We start from the raw sequence: 18,596 nt of genomic DNA, 5'->3' as shown, positions 1-18,596 counted from the left end.
ATTATCTGTGAGGGTTATCAGCTTTAATATTTGCTGCTAAAATATTTTCCCATCTATCTCCATTGTCGAGTAATTTTTCTTTATTGTAATAAAGTTCTTCTCTTGTTTCGGTTGAAAATTCAAAATTAGGTCCTTGAACAATGGCATCTACTGGACAAGACTCTTCACAAAGACCACAATAAATACATTTCATCATATCGATGTCATATCTTGTAGTTTTTCTACTACCATCGGCTCTTTCTGAAGACTCAATTGTTATTGCTTGAGCAGGACAAACAGCTTCACATAATTTACATGCAATACATCTTTCTTCACCGTTAGGGTATCTTCTTAAAGCATGTTCCCCTCTAAATCTTGGGCTTATTTTTCCTTTTTCAAAGGGATAATTTATTGTTTTTTTTGATTTAAATATTTCTTTGATAGCAATGTTTAGGCCACCTAAAAAATCTAATAAAAAAATTGTTTTAAATATTCTTGAAATTTTCATAATTAATTCACTGGTAATAAGTTGAAGTAGAACAAATAGCTAGCAGTAAGAACTACCCATGTTAATGACAATGGTAAAAATATTTTCCATCCAAGTCTCATTAATTGATCATATCTGTATCTTGGAACGATAGCTTTAACCAAGGCAAACAAAACAAATAAGAATAATATTTTAAATATCATCCAAATTACACCTGGTATTATGTTAAATGGATAAAGGTCTATAGGTGATAACCACCCACCTAAAAAAAGTACAGATCCCATAGCACACATCAAAAGAATATTTGCATATTCTCCAAGCCAAAACATTGCATACATCATGCCTGAATATTCTGTTTGATAACCTGCAACAAGTTCTGCTTCCGCCTCTGGCAAATCAAATGGTGGTCTATTTGTTTCCGCTAGAGCAGAAATAAAGAAAATAACAAACATTGGAAATAATGGAATTACAAACCATAAATTTTCCTGAGCCATAACTATGTCGTTCAAATTTAAAGAACCAACACAAAGTAAAACGTTGATAATAATGACTCCAATTGATACTTCATAGGAAACCATTTGCGCAGCAGATCTAATAGCACCTAAAAAAGGATATTTTGAATTTGAGGCCCATCCTCCCATAATAATTCCATAAACACCTAAAGACGAAACTGCAAATAAATAAAGGATGCCGACATTGATATCTGCCAATACCTGGGTTGCACTGAAGGGAATAACAGCCCACGAAACTAAAGCCAAAGTCATAGTAACAATTGGTGCTAATATAAAAATTACTTTATTTGAACTTGATGGAATTATAACTTCTTTAAAAATATATTTTAATGCATCAGCTAAAGATTGAAGCAAACCAAAGGGTCCAACAACATTAGGTCCCTGTCTTTTTTGTACAAAGGCCCAAATACGACGATCAAGCCATACAATCATAGCCACAGAAACTAAAACTGGAACTAATAAAAATAATATTTTATAAGTTTGTAGAAAAATTATATTAAGATAATCCATGAGTTAACCTTCTGTGCCTGTAGATTTTAAATCTATCTTTAAATTTCTACATTCAGACATAGTTTTTGAAGCTCTGGCTATTACATTTGAATAATAATAATCATTATCTATTCTAATTAATTCATTTTCAAAAATTAATTCCTTATCTTTTGATGAGCTTAAAGAATTATTTTTTTCAATGTGTAGGTTTATTTGATTAATTAAACTACTATCTAACTCATCTTTATCATTAAATAATTTTCTATGATTCATAGATTCTGCAAGTTCATTTATTATTACCCAATCCTCTTTTGCGAGTTCAGGTGGATAAGATGCTTTGTAAGCTTTTTGTAACTTGCCTTCTAAATTTGTAAAATAACCATTTTGTTCAGTGTAGGCAGCGCCTGGTAATATTATGTCTGCTATTTCTGCTCCTTTATCTCCATGAGAGCCTTGATAGATAATAAACTCATCTTTTTTCTCAAAATTGATAGTGTCTAAACCTAAAAGATAAACAATTTCAAACTTGTGGGCTTCCAAATCCTTCAAAACTTCATTGTCACCATTATTTGTTTTATATATACCAAGATCAAATGCTCCTACCGTGGATGCATTTTCTGAAATAATATTTAAAGCATTCCAATCAGTAGAAGTTTTATTATTTTCTTCTAAAAATAGTTTGATTGCTTCAAAAATATATTTTGATGATTTGCTTTTTAATGCAGATTGACCCATTATTACCATAGGTCTCTTTGCTTGTTTGATTAAATTAGATACCTCATGTTTACCCTCAATAATTTTTTTAATAGTTTCAGTATTTCCATCTAAAGACTGATATGGGAATGTTAAGTCACCCATTTCATTTAGAGAAATAATTTTAGTTTTATTTTGAAGATAAGCTTTTCTAATTCGGGCATTTAAAATTGTTGCTTCAAATCTAGGATTTGTTCCTAAAAGAAAAATAAAATCAGTCTCTTCAATTCCATTAATTGATGAATTAAATAAATAATTTTCTCTTTTTTCTGGGTTTAAATAAGAATGGTGATTCCTAGATTCTATATTTTGAGAACCTAATGTTTTATTAAAAAATTCTTTAAATATATAAAGTGTTTCCATGTTCACTAAATCGCCAGTTAATCCACAAATTTTTTCTTTATCGGTATTTTTAAATCTAGATTTAATTATATTAAAAACTTCAGGCCATGATGCTTTTTCAAATTTACCATTATACTTAATGTAAGGTGTATCTAATCTTTGATTTAATAGACCATCACACGCATGTCTTGTTTTATCAGAAATCCATTCCTCATTAATGTCTTCATTTATTCTCGGTAAAATTCTTTTTACTTCCCATCCATATGTATCTACTCTTATATTGGAACCAATAGCATCCATGACATCAATAGATTCAGTTTTTTTTAATTCCCAAGGTCTTGCTTCAAAAACATATGGTTTAGATGTTAAAGCTCCAACTGGACACAAATCAACAACATTAGCTGATAGTTCTGATTGCATTGATTCTTCAAGGTAAGTTGTTATTTGCATATCCTCACCACGTCCTATAGCGCCTATTTCTGGTACACCTGCAACTTCCGTAGCAAATCTAACACATCTAGTGCAATGTATGCATCTGGTCATTTGAGTTTTAATTAAAGGACCCATGTTTTTTTCAGGAACTTGTCTTTTATTTTCTTTAAATCTAGATTTATCCACACCATAAAACATTGATTGATCTTGAAGGTCGCATTCACCACCTTGATCACATACGGGGCAATCTAATGGATGATTTGCAAGCAAAAATTCCATTACACCTTTTCTTGCTTTTTCAACAAACTCGGTATTTGTTTTAATATTCATACCTTCAGCAGCAGGCATTGCACATGAAGCAACTGGTTTTGGAGATTTTTCTATTTCAACTAAACACATTCTACAATTTCCAGCAATTGAAAGCTTTTCATGATAACAAAATCTTGGAATTTCAACCCCAGCTTTTTCACAAGCTTGTAAGACTGTTAAGCCATCTTCAACTTCAACTTCAATATTGTTAACTTTTAATTTAGGCATTTTTTTTATCCAATAAATGTTGATCAACTAAATAAGGAACTTTATTAAGTTTTTTTATTGTTGGTTCAATATTGTTTCTTCTTTCAATTTCTTTTCTAAAATGTCTTAATAAACCTTGAACAGGCCATGAAGACCCTTCACCAAAAGCACAAATGGTATGACCAGCAATTTGATTTGTAACATCTCCAAGCATTTCAACTTCATCTTTTGATGCCTCTCCTTTGGCCATTCTTTCTAACATTCTCCACATCCATCCAGAACCTTCTCTGCACGGTGTGCACTGTCCACAACTTTCATGTTTGTAAAATCTAGCAATTCTTGCCATACATTTAATAATATCTTGGTCATTATTTATAACGACAATACCTGCGGTTCCTAAACCACTTTTTTCTGCGACAAGTGAATCAAAATCCATTGTTAGAGTTTCACATGTTTTTTTTGGTATAATAGGCATAGAAGATCCACCTGGTATTACAGCTTGTAAATTATCCCATCCACCAATTACTCCACCAGCATGTACTTCAATTAACTCTTTAAGAGATATACTCATTTCCTCTTCAACGTTACATGGTTTATTAACATTTCCAGATATACAAAATATTTTAGTTCCTGTATTTTTTGCTTTTCCTAATGATGCAAACCATTTACCACCTTTTCTCAAAATCGTTGGAACAACAGCTATAGTTTCCACGTTATTAATTATTGTTGGACATCCATATAATCCTATTAAAGCTGGAAAAGGAGGTTTTAATCTTGGCTGACCCTTTTTACCTTCAATGCTTTCTAGAAGGGCTGTTTCTTCACCACATATATAAGCACCTGCTCCATAATGAATATAAATATCTAAGTCCCAACCAGTGCCAGAGGCATTTTTTCCTATAAGTTTTTTCTCATAAGCTTCATCGATTGCTTTTTGAAGTTTTTGTCCATCAATAAAATATTCACCACGTATATAAATATAGCAAACATGGGCCTGAACTGCGTAAGCAGCAATCAAACATCCTTCTATCAATTTGTGAGGTTCAAACCTTAAAATATCACGATCCTTACATGTACCAGGTTCAGATTCATCACCATTTATAACCAGATAGTGAGGTCTAGAACCAACTTCTTTTGGGGCAAAAGACCATTTAAGACCCGTAGGAAATCCCGCACCACCCCTTCCTCTTAATTCCGATGATTTAACTTCATCTATAATCCATTCTCGACCTTTTTTAATTATTTCAGCAGTGTCTACCCAGTCGCCTCTATTTTTAGAAGACTCAACATCTGAACCTTTGTCGTTATATAGGTTTTGAAATATTCTATCTTTATCTTTAAGCATTTTTTAAATCCAATAGTGTTTTTCTGTTATTTTCAGGTTCATTATTAACTCTTCCTCTATATGATCCTGGCTTTGGCGTCTTACCATCAAGTATCTCATCTAAAATTTTTAAAGTTTTTTCTTTATCAAGGTCTTCATAATAGTCATCATTAATTTGCATCATTGGGGCATTAACGCATGCACCCAAACATTCAACTTCCATCCATGAGCATGATTTATCAATAGATAATTCACTTTCATTTTCTGAAATTTTTTCTTTGCATGCTTCAACAAGTTTATAAGCTCCTCTGATCATGCATGGCGTAGTTGTACAAACTTGAATAAAGTGTTTTCCAACTGGTGATAGGTTATACATTGTATAAAAAGTGGCCACCTCATAGACTTTTATATAAGGCATATCTAAAAACTTTCCGATATATTTCATTGCTGCAAGTGGTATCCAATTATCATTTTGTTTTTGGGCAATATACAACAATGCCATTACAGCACTTTGTTGTTTTCCCTCAGGATATTTGGAAACTATTTCTTTTGCAGTAGCTAGACTATCTGCCATAAATTCAAATTTTTCGGGCTGTTCTTTTGCAGGTTTTCTTAAGCTCATTATCTGTCAACCTCTCCAAAAACAATGTCTAATGACCCTAAAACAGCAGGTACATCGGCCAACATATGTCCTTTAATTAAATAATCCATTGCTTGTAGATGAGAAAAGCCTGGAGCTCTAATTTTACATTTATAAGGTTTGCTAGTTCCATCAGAAATTAAATAAACACCAAATTCACCTTTCGGTGCTTCAACAGCAGTATAAATTTCATCTTTATCAACACGATAACCTTCAGTAAATAATTTAAAGTGATGAATTAAAGCCTCCATGGATTGCTTAATATCTTTTTTAGGTGGAGGACTAATTTTTCCATCTAATGATTTAATTGGTCCTTTTGTCATTTTAGCTAAACATTGTTTTATTATTGAAACACTTTCTCTCATTTCTTCAATTCGACATAAATACCTGTCAAAACAATCTCCATTTTTTCCTACTGGAATTTTAAATTCTAATTGCTCATAACAGTCATAAGGTTGTGATTTTCTTAGGTCCCATGGAACACCTGATCCTCTAATCATAACTCCACTAAAAGAGTAATCTAATGCATCTTCCTTAGTTACAATTCCTATATCAACGTTTCGTTGCTTAAATATTCTATTATCAGTTAATAATGTTTCAAGATCATCTATTATTTTTGGAAATGACACACAAAATTTACCTATGTCTTCTTCAAGACCCATTGGTAAATCTTGATGAACACCGCCAGCTCTAAAATAGTTGGCATGCAGTCTTGAGCCAGATGCTCTTTCATAAAAGGTCATTAATGTTTCACGCTCCTCAAAACCCCAAAGAGATGGTGTTAAAGCACCAACATCAAGTGCTTGAGTTGTAACATTCAATATATGGCTTAGTATTCTTCCTATTTCACAAAACATTACTCTAATTAATTGTGCTCTAATCGGAACATTTATCTTTAAAATTTTTTCTATAGCCAAAGCAAAAGCATGTTCTTGATTCATTGGAGCAACATAATCAAGTCTGTCAAAGTAAGGGACTGCTTGCATATATGTTTTGTTTTCTATTAGTTTTTCTGTTCCTCTGTGAAGTAATCCGATATGTGGATCAGCTTTTTCAACAACCTCTCCATCCAATTCTAAAATCAATCTTAAGACACCATGAGCTGCAGGGTGTTGAGGTCCAAAATTTAGATTTAATGTTTTAATTTTTTTTGTCATTTTCAAGATCAGTTTGGTCTTTAATATATTTGGTTCCTTCCCAAGGACTTTCGTAATCAAAATTTCTATAATTTTGTTCTAATTTAACTGGTTCACTAATAACTTTTTTTTGTTCTTCGCTATATCTAACTTCTGTATGACCAGTTAAAGGAAAATCTTTTCTTAACGGATGTCCTTCAAAACCATAATCAGTGAGTATTCTTCTCATATCAGGGTGGTCTTTAAACTTAACACCATACATATCAAAAACTTCTCTCTCCATCCAATTTGCAGCAGGATAAATAGGTGTTAGTGAGGGTATAACTTCATTTTCACTTATTAGATAACTCAATATAATTCTTTGATTAAATTCATGACTTAAAAATAAATAAACAACTTTAAAACGTTGAGCATTTTCAGGATAATCAACAACAGTAATGTCAATTAACTGTCTAAATTTTGTATTTTCATTACTTTTTATAAATAACGTAACATCTGTCAAATCTTCATTGTCAATATTGATGTATAGCTGATCATGTCTAATCTCAGTTTTTTTAATCTTTGTTGTAAGTTCTGAGTTTATTTTTTTTTCAAGATCAATTAAATTTTTCATATAAATTATCTTTCAAAAGATCCTTTGTTTCTAATTTTTTTTTGTAACTGCATAATCCCATAAAGTAATGCTTCAGCAGATGGAGGGCAGCCTGGTACATAAATATCTACAGGAACTATTTTATCGCAACCACGAACTACAGAGTAAGAATAGTGATAATAGCCACCACCATTTGCACAACTACCCATCGAAATAACATATCTTGGTTCAGGCATTTGATCATAAACTTTTCTTAATGCTGGTGCCATCTTATTAGTTAAAGTTCCAGCTACAATCATAACATCAGATTGTCTTGGTGAACCTCTTGGTGCAGCACCAAATCTTTCTAGATCATATCTAGGCATTGCTGTTTGCATCATTTCAACAGCACAACAAGCTAAACCAAAAGTCATCCAGTGTAATGAACCAGCTCTTGACCAGTTTATTAAATTATCAAGGGATGTTGTTATAAAACCATTTTTACTAAAATCTTCAGCGAGTTTCTTAAATTCTTCAGGAATTTCTTTATTATTATTTTCTAGATTCATAATTTAAAATTTTATTCCCAATCTAGTGCACCTTTTTTCCATTCATAAATAAAACCAATTGTAAGTATAAACAAAAAGATCATCATTGAAATAAAACCAAGACCTCCAATATTACCCAATGATATTGCCCAGGGAAAAAGGAAAGCAATTTCTAAATCAAATATTATGAACAGAATTGCCACTAAATAAAACCTTACATCAAATTCCATTCTGGAATCTTCAAAGGGCTCAAAACCACATTCGTATGCAGATAATTTTTCGGGATCTGGATGTTTTGGTGATAGTATTAAGTTTACAACAACAAAAGCACAACTCAGACCAAGAGCAATAATCAAAAATATAATAATTGGTAAGTAATCTTTTAAAAATTCTGAAAGCATGTGAGTCTATATAACAGTTTTTACCTCATGTTGAAGAGTACTTACGTCACATTTTTAATAATATAAATGTTAATTAATAAGGAAAAGTGGCGGGAGTGAAGGGACTCGAACCCTCGACCTATCGCGTGACAGGCGATCGCTCTAACCAACTGAGCTACACCCCCACTTTAGTTGTTTTGGTGGGCAGTAAAGGACTCGAACCTTTGACCCCCTCGGTGTAAACGAGATGCTCTACCAACTGAGCTAACCGCCCAAAACAAGCGCTACTATTACATCAAGGAATAGATAATGTAAATTGGTAATTATTGAATACTAGCTTGAGATTTATCATTAGATTGAGAAATTTTCTCAACCTCAACCCACTCAACTCTTTTTAATTCTTTAGTTAAAGCTATTTTTAATACTTCATCAGCATGTTCAACTGGAGTAATTTTTATATCATCTATAATTTTTTTAGGCATATCAATAAGATCTTTTTCATTTTCCTTAGGAATTAAAACTTGTTTTATTCCAGCTCTATGTGCTGCTAATAATTTTTCTTTTAACCCACCAATTGGTAGTACTTGACCTGTTAATGTAACTTCCCCAGTCATTGCCACATCTCTTCTTATAGGAATATTTGTAATTGCAGAAACTATAGATGTGACCATTCCTATACCAGCTGACGGTCCATCTTTAGGTGTTGCACCTTCTGGAACGTGAATATGAAAATCTTTCTTTTCAAATAGTGGTGGAATAATTCCATAATCTAAACTTTTAGATCTAATAAAAGATTTTGCTGCTTTAATAGATTCTTGCATTACATCACCCAGTTTTCCAGTAATTTGCATTCTACCTTTTCCCGGCATAACTACGGTTTCAATTTTAAGAATTTCTCCTCCATATTCAGTCCAAGCTAGGCCAGTTACAACACCAATTTTATCTTTGCTCTCAAGTTCTCCAAATTTGAATTTTTGTATACCTAGAAAGTCATTAAGATTTTTTAAATTAACATTAACTTTTTTTTCTTCACCAGATACAACTTTTTTTACAACTTTTCTTGCAACTTTTGAAATTTCTCTTTCTAAATTTCTTACTCCAGATTCTTTTGTATAGCTTCTAATAATTTCTTTAATAATGTCACCAGATAAAGTCATTTCATTTTCCATTACACCATTATCTTTTATCTGTTTAGGAAGTAGATACTTATTTGCAATATTAATTTTTTCATCCTCTGTGTAACCTGCCAATCTGATTACTTCCATTCTATCTAGTAATGGTGGCAGTATATTCAAAGTGTTAGCTGTGGTTACAAACATCACATCAGATAGGTCATAGTCTACTTCTAAATAGTGATCATTAAAAGTTGAGTTTTGTTCTGGATCTAACGCTTCCAATAAAGCAGAAGATGGATCTCCTCTGTAATCATTTCCAATTTTATCTATTTCATCAAGAAGTATAAGTGGATTTTTTGTACCTGCTTTTTTCATCATTTGAATAATTTTACCAGGTAAAGAGCCAATGTAAGTTCTTCTATGACCTCTTATTTCAGCCTCATCTCTCATACCACCAACAGAAACTCTTACAAATTCTCTATTAGTAGCTTTTGCAATAGATTTTCCTAATGATGTTTTGCCAACACCTGGAGGACCAACTAAGCATAAAATTGGTCCTTTAATTTTTTCCATTCTTTTTTGGACTGCTAAAAATTCAATAATTCTTTCTTTAACTTTATCTAAACCAAAATGATCAGCATCAAGAACTGCAAGCGCTTTTTTAAGATCAATATCAACCTGGTCTTTTTTATACCAAGGTAAATCTGTCATCCAATCAAGATAATTTCTGACAACAGTTGCTTCAGCAGACATTGGACTCATATTTTTTAATTTTTTAAGCTCAGCCATACATTTCTTTTCTACATCTTTTGGCATTTTTGCTTTAATAATTAATTTATTTAAACTTGATGTCTCATCTTTTCCATCTTCAATTTCGCCTAATTCCTTTTGAATAGCTTTAAGTTGCTCGTTTAAATAATATTCTCTTTGAGTTTTTTCCATTTGAGTTTTAACCCTACCTCTAATTCTTTTTTCAACACCAATAATACTAGTTTCATTCTCCATTATTTTAATTATAGAATTAAGTCTTTTCTTAACATCTATAGTTTCAAAAATTTGTTGTTTCTCTGAAATAGTAGCCGTTAGGTGAGAGGCAATATTATCAGCAATATGTGATGCGTTAGTTAATTTTTTAATATTATTAATTGTTTCACTTGAAACTTTTTTATTAATAGAAGTTAATTTCTCTAACCTTCTTAAAGCCGTCATCGCTAAAGGTACAAGGTCTTCATCTTTAGTTATCACATCATGATGATGAGCATATTCACAAACGATAAATTTCTCATTATCTTTAAAATCTAAGATTTTAACTCTTTTGCTTCCTTCAACCAACACTTTTACTGTTCCATCTGGTAATTTTAATAATTGTAAAATATTACCTTCACAACCATATATAAAAACATCAGTTTTTTTGGGATCATCTATTTCTGAATTTTTTTGTGTAACTAGAACAATTTTTTTGTCCTTTTTCATAACTTCATTTAAAGCAGCTATAGATTTATCTCTACCTACAAATAAAGGAATAACCATATTTGGAAATACAACGATATCTCTTAACGGTAATAAAGGTCGTTCAATTTTAACATCCATACTCTAAATATGGATATTAAATATGATATTGCAATAGCTATTTATTACTTATTAACGTGAAATTAAGCAGCTGAAGTTTTTTCAGTCTTAGTTTTGCTGCTATTTTTTGAATGAACTATGATTGGTTGTGATAGGCCTTTGGCCGCACTAGCATCTACAATAACTTCCTCCACATTATCTTGACTTGGAAGGTCATACATTGTTTTTAATAAAACATTTTCTAAGATTGATCTAAGGCCTCTAGCCCCAGTTTTCTTATTAATTGCTTTTTGTGCAATCTCTTTAATCGCATTTTCTTTAAAGTTTAACTTTGCTCCATCTAGTTTAAATAATTCTTGGTACTGTTTAATTAGTGAGTTTTTTGGTTCTTGTAATATTTTAACTAAAGTTTTTTCATCAAGATCTTCTAATGTCGCTATCATCGGCAACCTGCCAATAAATTCTGGGATTAAGCCATACTTTAACAAATCTTCAGGTTCTAAAGTTTTCATCCATTCGCCTGTTTTTTTATCATCTGTTTTTTTAACATTTGCACCAAATCCTATTGATGTACCTTTATCTCTTTGAGATATTATTTTATCTAAGCCAGCGAATGCACCCCCACATATAAACAAAATGTTTGTAGTATCTACTTGTAAAAATTCTTGTTGTGGGTGCTTTCTTCCTCCTTGAGGTGGAACACTTGCTACCGTCCCTTCCATAATTTTTAATAGTGCTTGTTGCACACCTTCTCCAGATACATCTCTTGTAATAGAAGGGTTTTCTGACTTTCTGCTAATCTTATCAACTTCATCTATATATACAATTCCACGTTGTGCTTTTTCAACGTTGTAATCAGCAGCTTGTAATAATTTTAAAATTATATTTTCAACATCTTCACCAACATAACCTGCTTCTGTTAAAGTGGTTGCATCTGCCATTGTAAATGGAACGTCAAGAATTCTTGCTAATGTTTGAGCTAATAAAGTTTTTCCACAACCAGTTGGACCAACTAAAAGAATATTTGATTTTGAAAGTTCAACTGTTTTACTTGTTTTGCTTTCATAATTAAGTCTTTTATAATGATTATGAACAGCAACTGATAAAACTTTTTTTGCATGAGGTTGTCCAATAACATAATCATCTAATACAGCACAAATTTCTTTTGGTGGTGGTAATCCATCTTGATGTTTAACAAATGTGTCTTTGCTTTCTTCTTTGATGATATCCATGCATAGCTCAACACATTCATCACATATAAATACCGTTGGACCTGCAATTAGTTTTCTAACTTCATGTTGGCTCTTTCCACAAAAAGAACAGTAAAGAATATTTTTATTATTTGTTGTCATATAATTTATAAACGAATCAATTATGATACTTTAATATAGATGACTCATATTAATCAAGTATCAGTTTAAAGGAGTGTCAATATGTTGTGTGTTAAGATCTATTTTCGACTACTGCGTCAATCAAACCAAACTCTTTTGCAGTATCTGGCTTCATAAAGTTATCACGTTCTAGTGCTTTCTTCACATCGTCAACTGATTTTCCGGTATGTTTTGAGTAAATTTCATTAAGTCTTTTCTTTAAATCCATAACTTCATTAGCATGGATTTCTATATCAGTTGCTTGTCCTTGAAAACCAGCCGAAGGTTGGTGGACCATAATTCTAGAATTTGGTAAAGAAAATCTTTTACCTTTCTTACCTGCAGCTAATAAAAATGAACCCATTGATGCCGCTTGACCAATACATAAAGTTGAAACATCTGGTTTAATGTATTGCATGGTATCATAAATTCCAAGACCTGCAGTCACTAGTCCTCCAGGACTGTTAATATATAGATTAATTTCTTTTTTTGGATCTTCGGACTCTAAAAACAAAAGTTGAGCTGTAACTAAAGATGCGACGTTATCATTTATTGGTCCTACTAAAAAAATAATTCTCTCTTTAAGAAGTCTTGAATAAATATCATAAGCTCTCTCACCTTTATTTGATTGTTCAACAACCATAGGTACTAAAGTATTCATCTGGTCTAATAAATTTGTTGTCATAAGTTGATTCTCTTACTTATACAACTTGTGATTACTTTTTACTAACTTTTTTTTGCTGAAGGTTTTTTAGATGCTGAGGTTTTTGGTTTTTTTTCAGTTTTAGCAGGCTCTGCAGCTTTTTTGGCTGAAGGTTTTTTAGATGAAGAAGGTTTTGACTTTTTTTCTTCAGGATGATCGTGATCATGTTCGTGATTATGGTCTTGTTTTTGATGTTCTTTTAAAATTTTTTCTGCTTCTTCTTTGCTAATTTCTTTTTTAGATGGTTTCGCTTTAGTTTTAATTAGATTAATAATTTTTTCTTCATATACAGTTCCTTTTAAACTGGCTAATGCTGATGGATTTTTTTTATAAAATTCCATAACCATCTTTTCTTGGCCAGGCATCATTCTAAGTTGTTTTTGAACTTCAGCTTGAACTTCCTGTTCTGTTACTTTGATCTTATTTTGTTCACCAAATTCATTTAGGATTAATCCAACCTTAATTCTTTTTTTAGCAATTTCTTCAAAGTTTTTTCTACTTTTTTTAGAATCTTCTTCAGTCATGCCTTGGGATAAAATCTTAACCTCATCATCGATTAGGTTTTCTGGAATTTCATCCACCTTAAAATTTTCAATTTCTTTCAAGATTTGAGTTTTAGCTAATTTATCTAGGGAATTTTTATATTCATCATTAATTTGTTTGCTAACTAATACTTTTAAATCAGCAAGGTCTTTAGCACCTAAATTTTTTGCAAAAACATCATCTATTTTTACTTCTTCTGATTTTTTTACTTCTACAATCTTACAAATAAAATTAGCTTTCTTATTTGCGTATTCTTTTTGTGGATAATTTTCAGGCAAAGTAACATCAACAGATTTTTCATCATTTTTCTTAACACCGACAAGCTGTTTGTCAAAGCCCTTAATAAATAAGTCCTTGCCTAAAATTAATTGTGTATTTTTTCCTTCACCACCCTTAAAATCTTTTCCATCAATTGTTGCTTTGTAGTCAAAAATAACTAAATTCTCGTCTAGTGCCTTAACATCAGCTGCTACTTCTTTAAAATTATTCTGACTTTTGGCTATTTCTTTAATTCTTTTATCTGTTTCTTTTGTGTCAATTTTAACTGAATATTCATCAAATTTAATATTTTCAACAGATTTTAGTTCCACTTTTGGAAGCTCCGTTACTGACATTACATATTCAAGATCTTTATCCTCACCATAAGTTTTAAGATCAAGCTTAGGCTGTCCAGCTGGCTTAATTTTATTATCTTCTAAAGCTTTAACTGAAGTATCTTTAAGAACTTTATCAAGAACTTCACTAAAAATTGCTTGACCAAATTGTCTTTTTAAAACTTCTTTAGGCACCTTCCCTGGTCTGAAACCTTTTAAGTTAACAGTCTTTTTAATTTCTTCGTATTTTTCATCCATATAAGAATTCATAGTTTTTTTATCTATGAAAACTTTAATGTCTTTATTTAAACCTTTTTTATTTTCTACTGTAACTTTCATAATTTTTAAACTTGTTGGTAGGCGAAAAAGGACTCGAACCTTCACATCTTTCAATACTGGTTCCTAAGACCAGCGCGTCTACCAATTCCGCCATTCGCCCACAATTCTTGTGGCTTTATATATGATAGTTTCTATTTGTCCAATGACAATAATAATGAAATATATTAATAATCAATTATATTTACTAATAATTTAAAAAAAATGATTATTTCTCCTTGTATAAGCATATGTAAAACAGATCCTCAAACTGGATACTGTTATGGTTGTGGTAGAAATAATGAAGAAAAAAAGATATGGAAATTGGAAGAAACCTCAGATGAATGGAAAAAATCTAATCTAACGAATATCCAATCAAGACTGGTCGGCTGGCAATTAGAAAGTTTTAAAGAGTCTTATAGTCATAAAATTGAAAATGGAATTTCTCTTTATAAAAAAAATTTGATAAAATGAATAAAACAACATTAGTTACATTGATCTATATTATTGGTGTCTTAATTGGTGCTTTTTTTTTAAAAGTTTGGGGTGCAGAAACATCATTTATAAAAACTATTTCAATATTTATATGGACAATTATTTTCTTAATTGCACTATTTTATGCAGACAAGCAGGAGAGAAAAAATTAAGATTTTTTATTAACATTATTTTTCTTATTTAGTTTATTAATTAAATCTATTTTTTTTGATCCAAACTTACTGTTTGTAATGTTACTTCGATGTTTTGCAAAAGCCTGCTTTTGAGCTAACTTCATTGCTTTTTTAGATGACATAAAACCTATTCTATATTTTATTATAAAGAAATATAGTTTTAATTATTACTTGTATTTATACTAGCTAGGATATTAAAATTTCTATCCGTTATTACAATCTCACCTGAAGAAGTAGACACATTTAAAATTTCTGAGATTACAACGTAATGTGTTACTAATATTAGGTTTTTTTTTCCTTCCCAGTTTATTATATAATCTTTTAGTTCTTTTACCTGCTTATTTTTATTATGAGCAAACTTTTGACTAAAAAATGAATTTAAGAAACTTTTAGTTTCATGATTGTTAAAAGCATATTTTGATGTTTCTTTACATCTGCACCATTCACTAGATAAAACTTTATCAATTTTTATATTATTTTTTTTGAAAAACTTACCTATTCGCTTTGATTGAGCAATACCTTCAGAATTTAAATTACGTTGTGAGGCACAGTTTAATATATCAAATCCTTCAGGATCGCCGCCACCTGGTGCATATGCATGCCTTATAAATACTATCTTTCCGTCATCACTGAATATATTTTGAAGATCATTTTCTGAAATAACTTTAAAAGATACGTTGAAAGATATAAGCAAGAGTAAAGTAATTTTAATTATTCTCATAAATGAATACTAAATTTAAAAGACTAAATAATTCAATAGTTAAATGTAAAAAATGCTCTAGGTTAATTAAATTTAGTAAGAAAATTTCAATAACTAAAAGAAAGCAAAATATAACCGAAGTTTACTGGGGAAAACCAGTTGCTGGCTTTGGTGATATTGATGCCAGATTAATGATTATTGGTCTTGCGCCTGCTGCGCATGGTGGGACAAGGACTGGAAGAGCATTTACTGGTGATAAATCTGGTGATTTTTTATTTAGCTGTCTCCATAAGGTTGGTATATCCAACATCCCAACCTCTACACACCGTAAAGATGGCTTAAAACTTAATAGTACATATATTACAAATATCTTAAAATGTGTTCCACCTGAAGATAAACCATTAAATAAAGAGCTAAGTAACTGTTCAAATTATTTTGATAATGAGATTCAAAATTTAAAAAACTTAAGAGTTATAATAAGCTTAGGTAAAATTGCTTTTGATAACTGTGTTAAATTTTATAAAAAAAATTATTTAATTAAGCAAAAATTTATATTTAAGCATGGTATTAAATATAAATTGCCTGATGGGAAAGTTTTAATTGCCTGTTATCACCCTAGTCCACGGAATGTTAACACTAAGGTAATTGATAAGGAAAAAATGATAAGTCTACTTAGCACCGCTAAAAAGTACTCTAAAGCTTAATAGTATCACAAAAGTAAGGTTTAAAATCCTGAAACAAGATGCCTGGTATTTTTATAGGTTTACCTTCTTTACTAACAAATACTAAATGAATTTTTGCTTCAACTATTAAATCTTCACCCCTTTTAATAAATTGATTCATAAAAAATGATGTTTTTGTAATTGATTTAACAAAAGATCTTATAGTTAGCTCATCTTCAAGATGAGCAGAAATTTTATATTCAATATTACATGACTTAACTATAATTTGAGCTCCAAAGTCATCTTTAATCTTTTTGTTATTAAAACCTAATGTAACTAAAGCTTCTGTACGGGCTCTTTCAAGGAATTTCAAATAATTTGCATAATACACGATGCCCCCAGCATCTGTATCTTCATAATAAACTTTAACATTGTGAAAAAAATTTTCATGCATTCATATATAATAACAAAAAAAAAAATATTTAATACTAAACTAAGATACAATCATCATGATGAAAGTTTATATAATCTGGTTAATTGGTGTTATTTTATGGAATTTTGCTGTACCGAATGCTGCACCCATTGAAGATGTAATTGTAGCAGTGCTTTTATCCTTTTTAAGTATTGGTCTTAAAAAAGTATTTTAATAATCTTATTCTGCTGAAAAATAGATATCTTGATAATAAGATATAGCTTTTAACTTTGAGTTATCTGTATCGGTCATTATTGCAATTCCAGATATATCTTCCACATTTATTCCATGAAGTTTCATAAAGTCTTCCTTAACATTAGCTTTGACAGTCACCCACTTATCAAGGTTTTCTTGAGTTGTTGATAAAACATAATCAATTGATTTTTTTGTGTATGGACTAGGCCAATTTTTTCCTACTTTATTATTGCTGGAAAACACATAATTTATAGCTCTATTAGAAAGGGCTGTAGAACCAGTTTTTTTAATAACGAATACTCTTGCAGCATAATCATGTCCCTTTTTACTGTTTTCTATTATACCAGATAAGTCTTTTTCAACTTTCCAGGTAATATTAATAAAAGGGGTTTTTAGTAGATCAATTTTAATTTCTTTACCTAAGCCAGATCCTTTACCTTCAGCTTCTGCTTTAATAAAATTACCTTTTTCATTCTTATCTAAGGTCCATGTTGTTTCACCTTTGTATTTTTTTCCAACTTTTAGTGTGTTGAATTCCTCATCTGTAAAATCAAAAACAGTAATTTTTTCAGCATTAACATTGGTTAGAAGTAAAAAAGAAGAAAATATTGTTATTATAAAATTTCTTAACATAAGAAAACTGTATAGCTAAAATTTTTTAAAAAACAACATTTGAACACACTTTAAACATTCTAAGATCAATATTTAATATTATTAAACAGAATGAAATCAATTTCTATATTTGTACTTTTAATTTATTGGTCAGTAATTTTACTTGCGCCGGTAATCTCTAAAGAAGATAAAGTTGATTTAAAAACTTTAACAATTAGTCTTAATAAGTAGATCTACCACCACTAATATCAAAAACAGCAGCTGTGGAAAATGAGTTTTCCTCAGATGAAAGCCAACAAATTAGAGACGTAAATTCTTCAATTTCCAAAAATCTACCTCTTGGTACTTTTGATAACATTCTAGCTACATGTTCTTTAGACATTTGGTCTAATATTCTTGTTTTAGCCCCTGCTGGAGTGACAGCATTAACAGCTATATTCTTATCAGCCAGTTCTTTTCCTAGTGACTTTGTTAAGCCAATAACCCCAGCTTTTGCTGAACTATAAGCACTTGCGTTTGCATTGCCATCTTTTCCAGCAACCGAAGCAACATTAACTATTCTACCATAATCATTCTTAATCATGTAAGGCACCACACATTTACAACAGTTAAATGTACCCATTAAATTGATTTCTATTATTTTATTCCATTCATCTACATCATAATCCCAAAGTGAAGACGTAGACCCAGTGATACCCGCATTATTAATTAAAATATCAATATTTGAAGATTTTGTTATTTCATCAACTGTATCTTTGACATTTTTAAAATTAGATACATCAACAATATCATATGAAAGATTTGGATCATTCACAACCTTAATAGCTTTCTTTAATTCTTCTTCATCTATATCCCAGATAATAGCTTTTACTCCCGACTTTAAAAACCGTTTAGCAATATCTAAACCAAAACCTTGTGCTCCACCTGTGATAATTGCTGTTTTATTTTTTAAATCAAATTGATGCATAAA

At 30.6% G+C, this 18,596-nt stretch carries 22 protein-coding genes and 3 tRNA genes; 4 read left to right on the top strand and 21 right to left on the bottom strand.

Annotated elements, in window-relative coordinates; all coding sequences use genetic code 11:
- Position 1: 1 nt before the first annotated feature.
- From nuoI to ABXT55_RS02685, 16 genes are all read right to left on the bottom strand, one after another.
- The gene (gene nuoI, locus ABXT55_RS02760; protein WP_415285229.1) at positions 2 to 487 is read right to left on the bottom strand and encodes an NADH-quinone oxidoreductase subunit NuoI; all 486 of its coding nucleotides are present in this window, start codon (positions 485 to 487) and stop codon (positions 2 to 4) included.
- Positions 488 to 489: 2 nt separating this feature from the next.
- Positions 490 to 1,488, bottom strand: a complete 999-nt coding sequence (gene nuoH, locus ABXT55_RS02755; protein ID WP_415285228.1) for an NADH-quinone oxidoreductase subunit NuoH — start codon at positions 1,486 to 1,488, stop codon at positions 490 to 492.
- Between the two features lie 3 nt (positions 1,489 to 1,491).
- Positions 1,492 to 3,531, bottom strand: a complete 2,040-nt coding sequence (nuoG, locus tag ABXT55_RS02750) for an NADH-quinone oxidoreductase subunit NuoG (protein ID WP_415285227.1) — start codon at positions 3,529 to 3,531, stop codon at positions 1,492 to 1,494.
- Entirely contained in the window at positions 3,524 to 4,855 is a 1,332-nt protein-coding gene (gene nuoF / locus ABXT55_RS02745) for an NADH-quinone oxidoreductase subunit NuoF (protein ID WP_415285226.1), read from the bottom strand. Before nuoF ends, nuoG begins: the two co-directional genes overlap by 8 nt.
- On the bottom strand, positions 4,848 to 5,456 hold the full coding sequence (nuoE, locus tag ABXT55_RS02740) for an NADH-quinone oxidoreductase subunit NuoE (RefSeq protein WP_415285225.1): 609 nt from the start codon (positions 5,454 to 5,456) through the stop codon (positions 4,848 to 4,850). Before nuoE ends, nuoF begins: the two co-directional genes overlap by 8 nt.
- Positions 5,456 to 6,631 carry an NADH-quinone oxidoreductase subunit D gene (locus tag ABXT55_RS02735; protein ID WP_415285224.1) on the bottom strand — a complete coding sequence of 392 codons (1,176 nt, stop codon included), beginning with the start codon at positions 6,629 to 6,631 and terminating at the stop codon, positions 5,456 to 5,458. The genes nuoE and ABXT55_RS02735 overlap by 1 nt, the downstream gene beginning before the upstream one ends.
- A complete protein-coding gene (locus tag ABXT55_RS02730) occupies positions 6,615 to 7,223 on the bottom strand; it encodes an NADH-quinone oxidoreductase subunit C (RefSeq protein ID WP_415285223.1) in 609 nt (202 codons plus the stop codon). Before ABXT55_RS02730 ends, ABXT55_RS02735 begins: the two co-directional genes overlap by 17 nt.
- 5 nt (positions 7,224 to 7,228) lie before the next feature.
- Positions 7,229 to 7,750, bottom strand: coding sequence for a NuoB/complex I 20 kDa subunit family protein (locus ABXT55_RS02725; protein WP_415285222.1), 522 nt, complete (start codon positions 7,748 to 7,750; stop codon positions 7,229 to 7,231).
- Between the two features lie 11 nt (positions 7,751 to 7,761).
- The gene (locus ABXT55_RS02720; protein WP_168606364.1) at positions 7,762 to 8,130 is read right to left on the bottom strand and encodes an NADH-quinone oxidoreductase subunit A; all 369 of its coding nucleotides are present in this window, start codon (positions 8,128 to 8,130) and stop codon (positions 7,762 to 7,764) included.
- Between the two features lie 87 nt (positions 8,131 to 8,217).
- Positions 8,218 to 8,294 (bottom strand) — tRNA-Asp (locus ABXT55_RS02715).
- A 13-nt stretch (positions 8,295 to 8,307) separates the two neighbouring features.
- Positions 8,308 to 8,383 (bottom strand) — tRNA-Val (locus ABXT55_RS02710).
- Positions 8,384 to 8,432: 49 nt separating this feature from the next.
- Positions 8,433 to 10,814: an endopeptidase La gene (gene lon, locus ABXT55_RS02705; RefSeq protein WP_415285221.1), complete on the bottom strand. Its 2,382-nt coding sequence runs from the start codon at positions 10,812 to 10,814 to the stop codon at positions 8,433 to 8,435.
- A 62-nt stretch (positions 10,815 to 10,876) separates the two neighbouring features.
- On the bottom strand, positions 10,877 to 12,145 hold the full coding sequence (gene clpX / locus ABXT55_RS02700; protein ID WP_415285220.1) for an ATP-dependent Clp protease ATP-binding subunit ClpX: 1,269 nt from the start codon (positions 12,143 to 12,145) through the stop codon (positions 10,877 to 10,879).
- Positions 12,146 to 12,236: 91 nt separating this feature from the next.
- On the bottom strand, positions 12,237 to 12,848 hold the full coding sequence (gene clpP, locus ABXT55_RS02695) for an ATP-dependent Clp endopeptidase proteolytic subunit ClpP (protein ID WP_415272313.1): 612 nt from the start codon (positions 12,846 to 12,848) through the stop codon (positions 12,237 to 12,239).
- A gap of 41 nt (positions 12,849 to 12,889) precedes the next feature.
- The gene (gene tig, locus ABXT55_RS02690; protein WP_415285219.1) at positions 12,890 to 14,341 is read right to left on the bottom strand and encodes a trigger factor; all 1,452 of its coding nucleotides are present in this window, start codon (positions 14,339 to 14,341) and stop codon (positions 12,890 to 12,892) included.
- Positions 14,342 to 14,356: 15 nt separating this feature from the next.
- A tRNA-Leu gene (locus tag ABXT55_RS02685) sits at positions 14,357 to 14,441 on the bottom strand.
- Positions 14,442 to 14,542: 101 nt separating this feature from the next.
- On the opposite strand from ABXT55_RS02685, the gene ABXT55_RS02680 reads away from it, so the two are divergent.
- Complete coding sequence (locus ABXT55_RS02680; protein ID WP_415285218.1) at positions 14,543 to 14,791, top strand: DUF1289 domain-containing protein; 249 nt, start codon at positions 14,543 to 14,545, stop codon at positions 14,789 to 14,791.
- A complete protein-coding gene (locus ABXT55_RS02675) occupies positions 14,788 to 14,964 on the top strand; it encodes a hypothetical protein (protein ID WP_415285217.1) in 177 nt (58 codons plus the stop codon). The genes ABXT55_RS02680 and ABXT55_RS02675 overlap by 4 nt, the downstream gene beginning before the upstream one ends.
- Here the strand turns inward: ABXT55_RS02675 and ABXT55_RS02670 are convergent.
- Together ABXT55_RS02670 and ABXT55_RS02665 are read right to left on the bottom strand one after the other, a co-directional pair.
- On the bottom strand, positions 14,961 to 15,107 hold the full coding sequence (locus tag ABXT55_RS02670; RefSeq protein ID WP_415285216.1) for a hypothetical protein: 147 nt from the start codon (positions 15,105 to 15,107) through the stop codon (positions 14,961 to 14,963). The two genes, ABXT55_RS02675 and ABXT55_RS02670, sit on opposite strands and share 4 nt — an antisense overlap.
- 38 nt (positions 15,108 to 15,145) lie before the next feature.
- Positions 15,146 to 15,706, bottom strand: coding sequence for a histidine phosphatase family protein (locus tag ABXT55_RS02665; protein WP_415285215.1), 561 nt, complete (start codon positions 15,704 to 15,706; stop codon positions 15,146 to 15,148).
- A gap of 2 nt (positions 15,707 to 15,708) precedes the next feature.
- On the opposite strand from ABXT55_RS02665, the gene ABXT55_RS02660 reads away from it, so the two are divergent.
- Entirely contained in the window at positions 15,709 to 16,389 is a 681-nt protein-coding gene (locus tag ABXT55_RS02660; protein WP_415285214.1) for a uracil-DNA glycosylase, read from the top strand.
- On the opposite strand, the gene ABXT55_RS02655 is transcribed toward ABXT55_RS02660, so the two are convergent.
- Positions 16,379 to 16,801 (bottom strand): YbgC/FadM family acyl-CoA thioesterase, encoded by a 423-nt coding sequence (locus ABXT55_RS02655; protein ID WP_415285213.1) that lies wholly within the window; start codon positions 16,799 to 16,801, stop codon positions 16,379 to 16,381. The two genes, ABXT55_RS02660 and ABXT55_RS02655, sit on opposite strands and share 11 nt — an antisense overlap.
- A 55-nt stretch (positions 16,802 to 16,856) precedes the next feature.
- Here ABXT55_RS02655 and ABXT55_RS02650 point away from each other — a divergent pair, with 55 nt between their 5' ends.
- Positions 16,857 to 16,994: a hypothetical protein gene (locus tag ABXT55_RS02650; RefSeq protein WP_415285212.1), complete on the top strand. Its 138-nt coding sequence runs from the start codon at positions 16,857 to 16,859 to the stop codon at positions 16,992 to 16,994.
- Between the two features lie 5 nt (positions 16,995 to 16,999).
- On the opposite strand, the gene ABXT55_RS02645 is transcribed toward ABXT55_RS02650, so the two are convergent.
- Positions 17,000 to 17,647, bottom strand: coding sequence for a DUF3047 domain-containing protein (locus ABXT55_RS02645; RefSeq protein ID WP_415285211.1), 648 nt, complete (start codon positions 17,645 to 17,647; stop codon positions 17,000 to 17,002).
- Between the two features lie 199 nt (positions 17,648 to 17,846).
- Positions 17,847 to 18,593 (bottom strand): SDR family NAD(P)-dependent oxidoreductase, encoded by a 747-nt coding sequence (locus ABXT55_RS02640; RefSeq protein ID WP_415285210.1) that lies wholly within the window; start codon positions 18,591 to 18,593, stop codon positions 17,847 to 17,849.
- Positions 18,594 to 18,596: the final 3 nt, after the last annotated feature.

The organism is Candidatus Pelagibacter sp. Uisw_130, assembly GCF_047722505.1.
Lineage (GTDB): Bacteria > Pseudomonadota > Alphaproteobacteria > Pelagibacterales > Pelagibacteraceae > Pelagibacter.
This window is presented reverse-complemented; position numbering and strand designations above follow the sequence as displayed.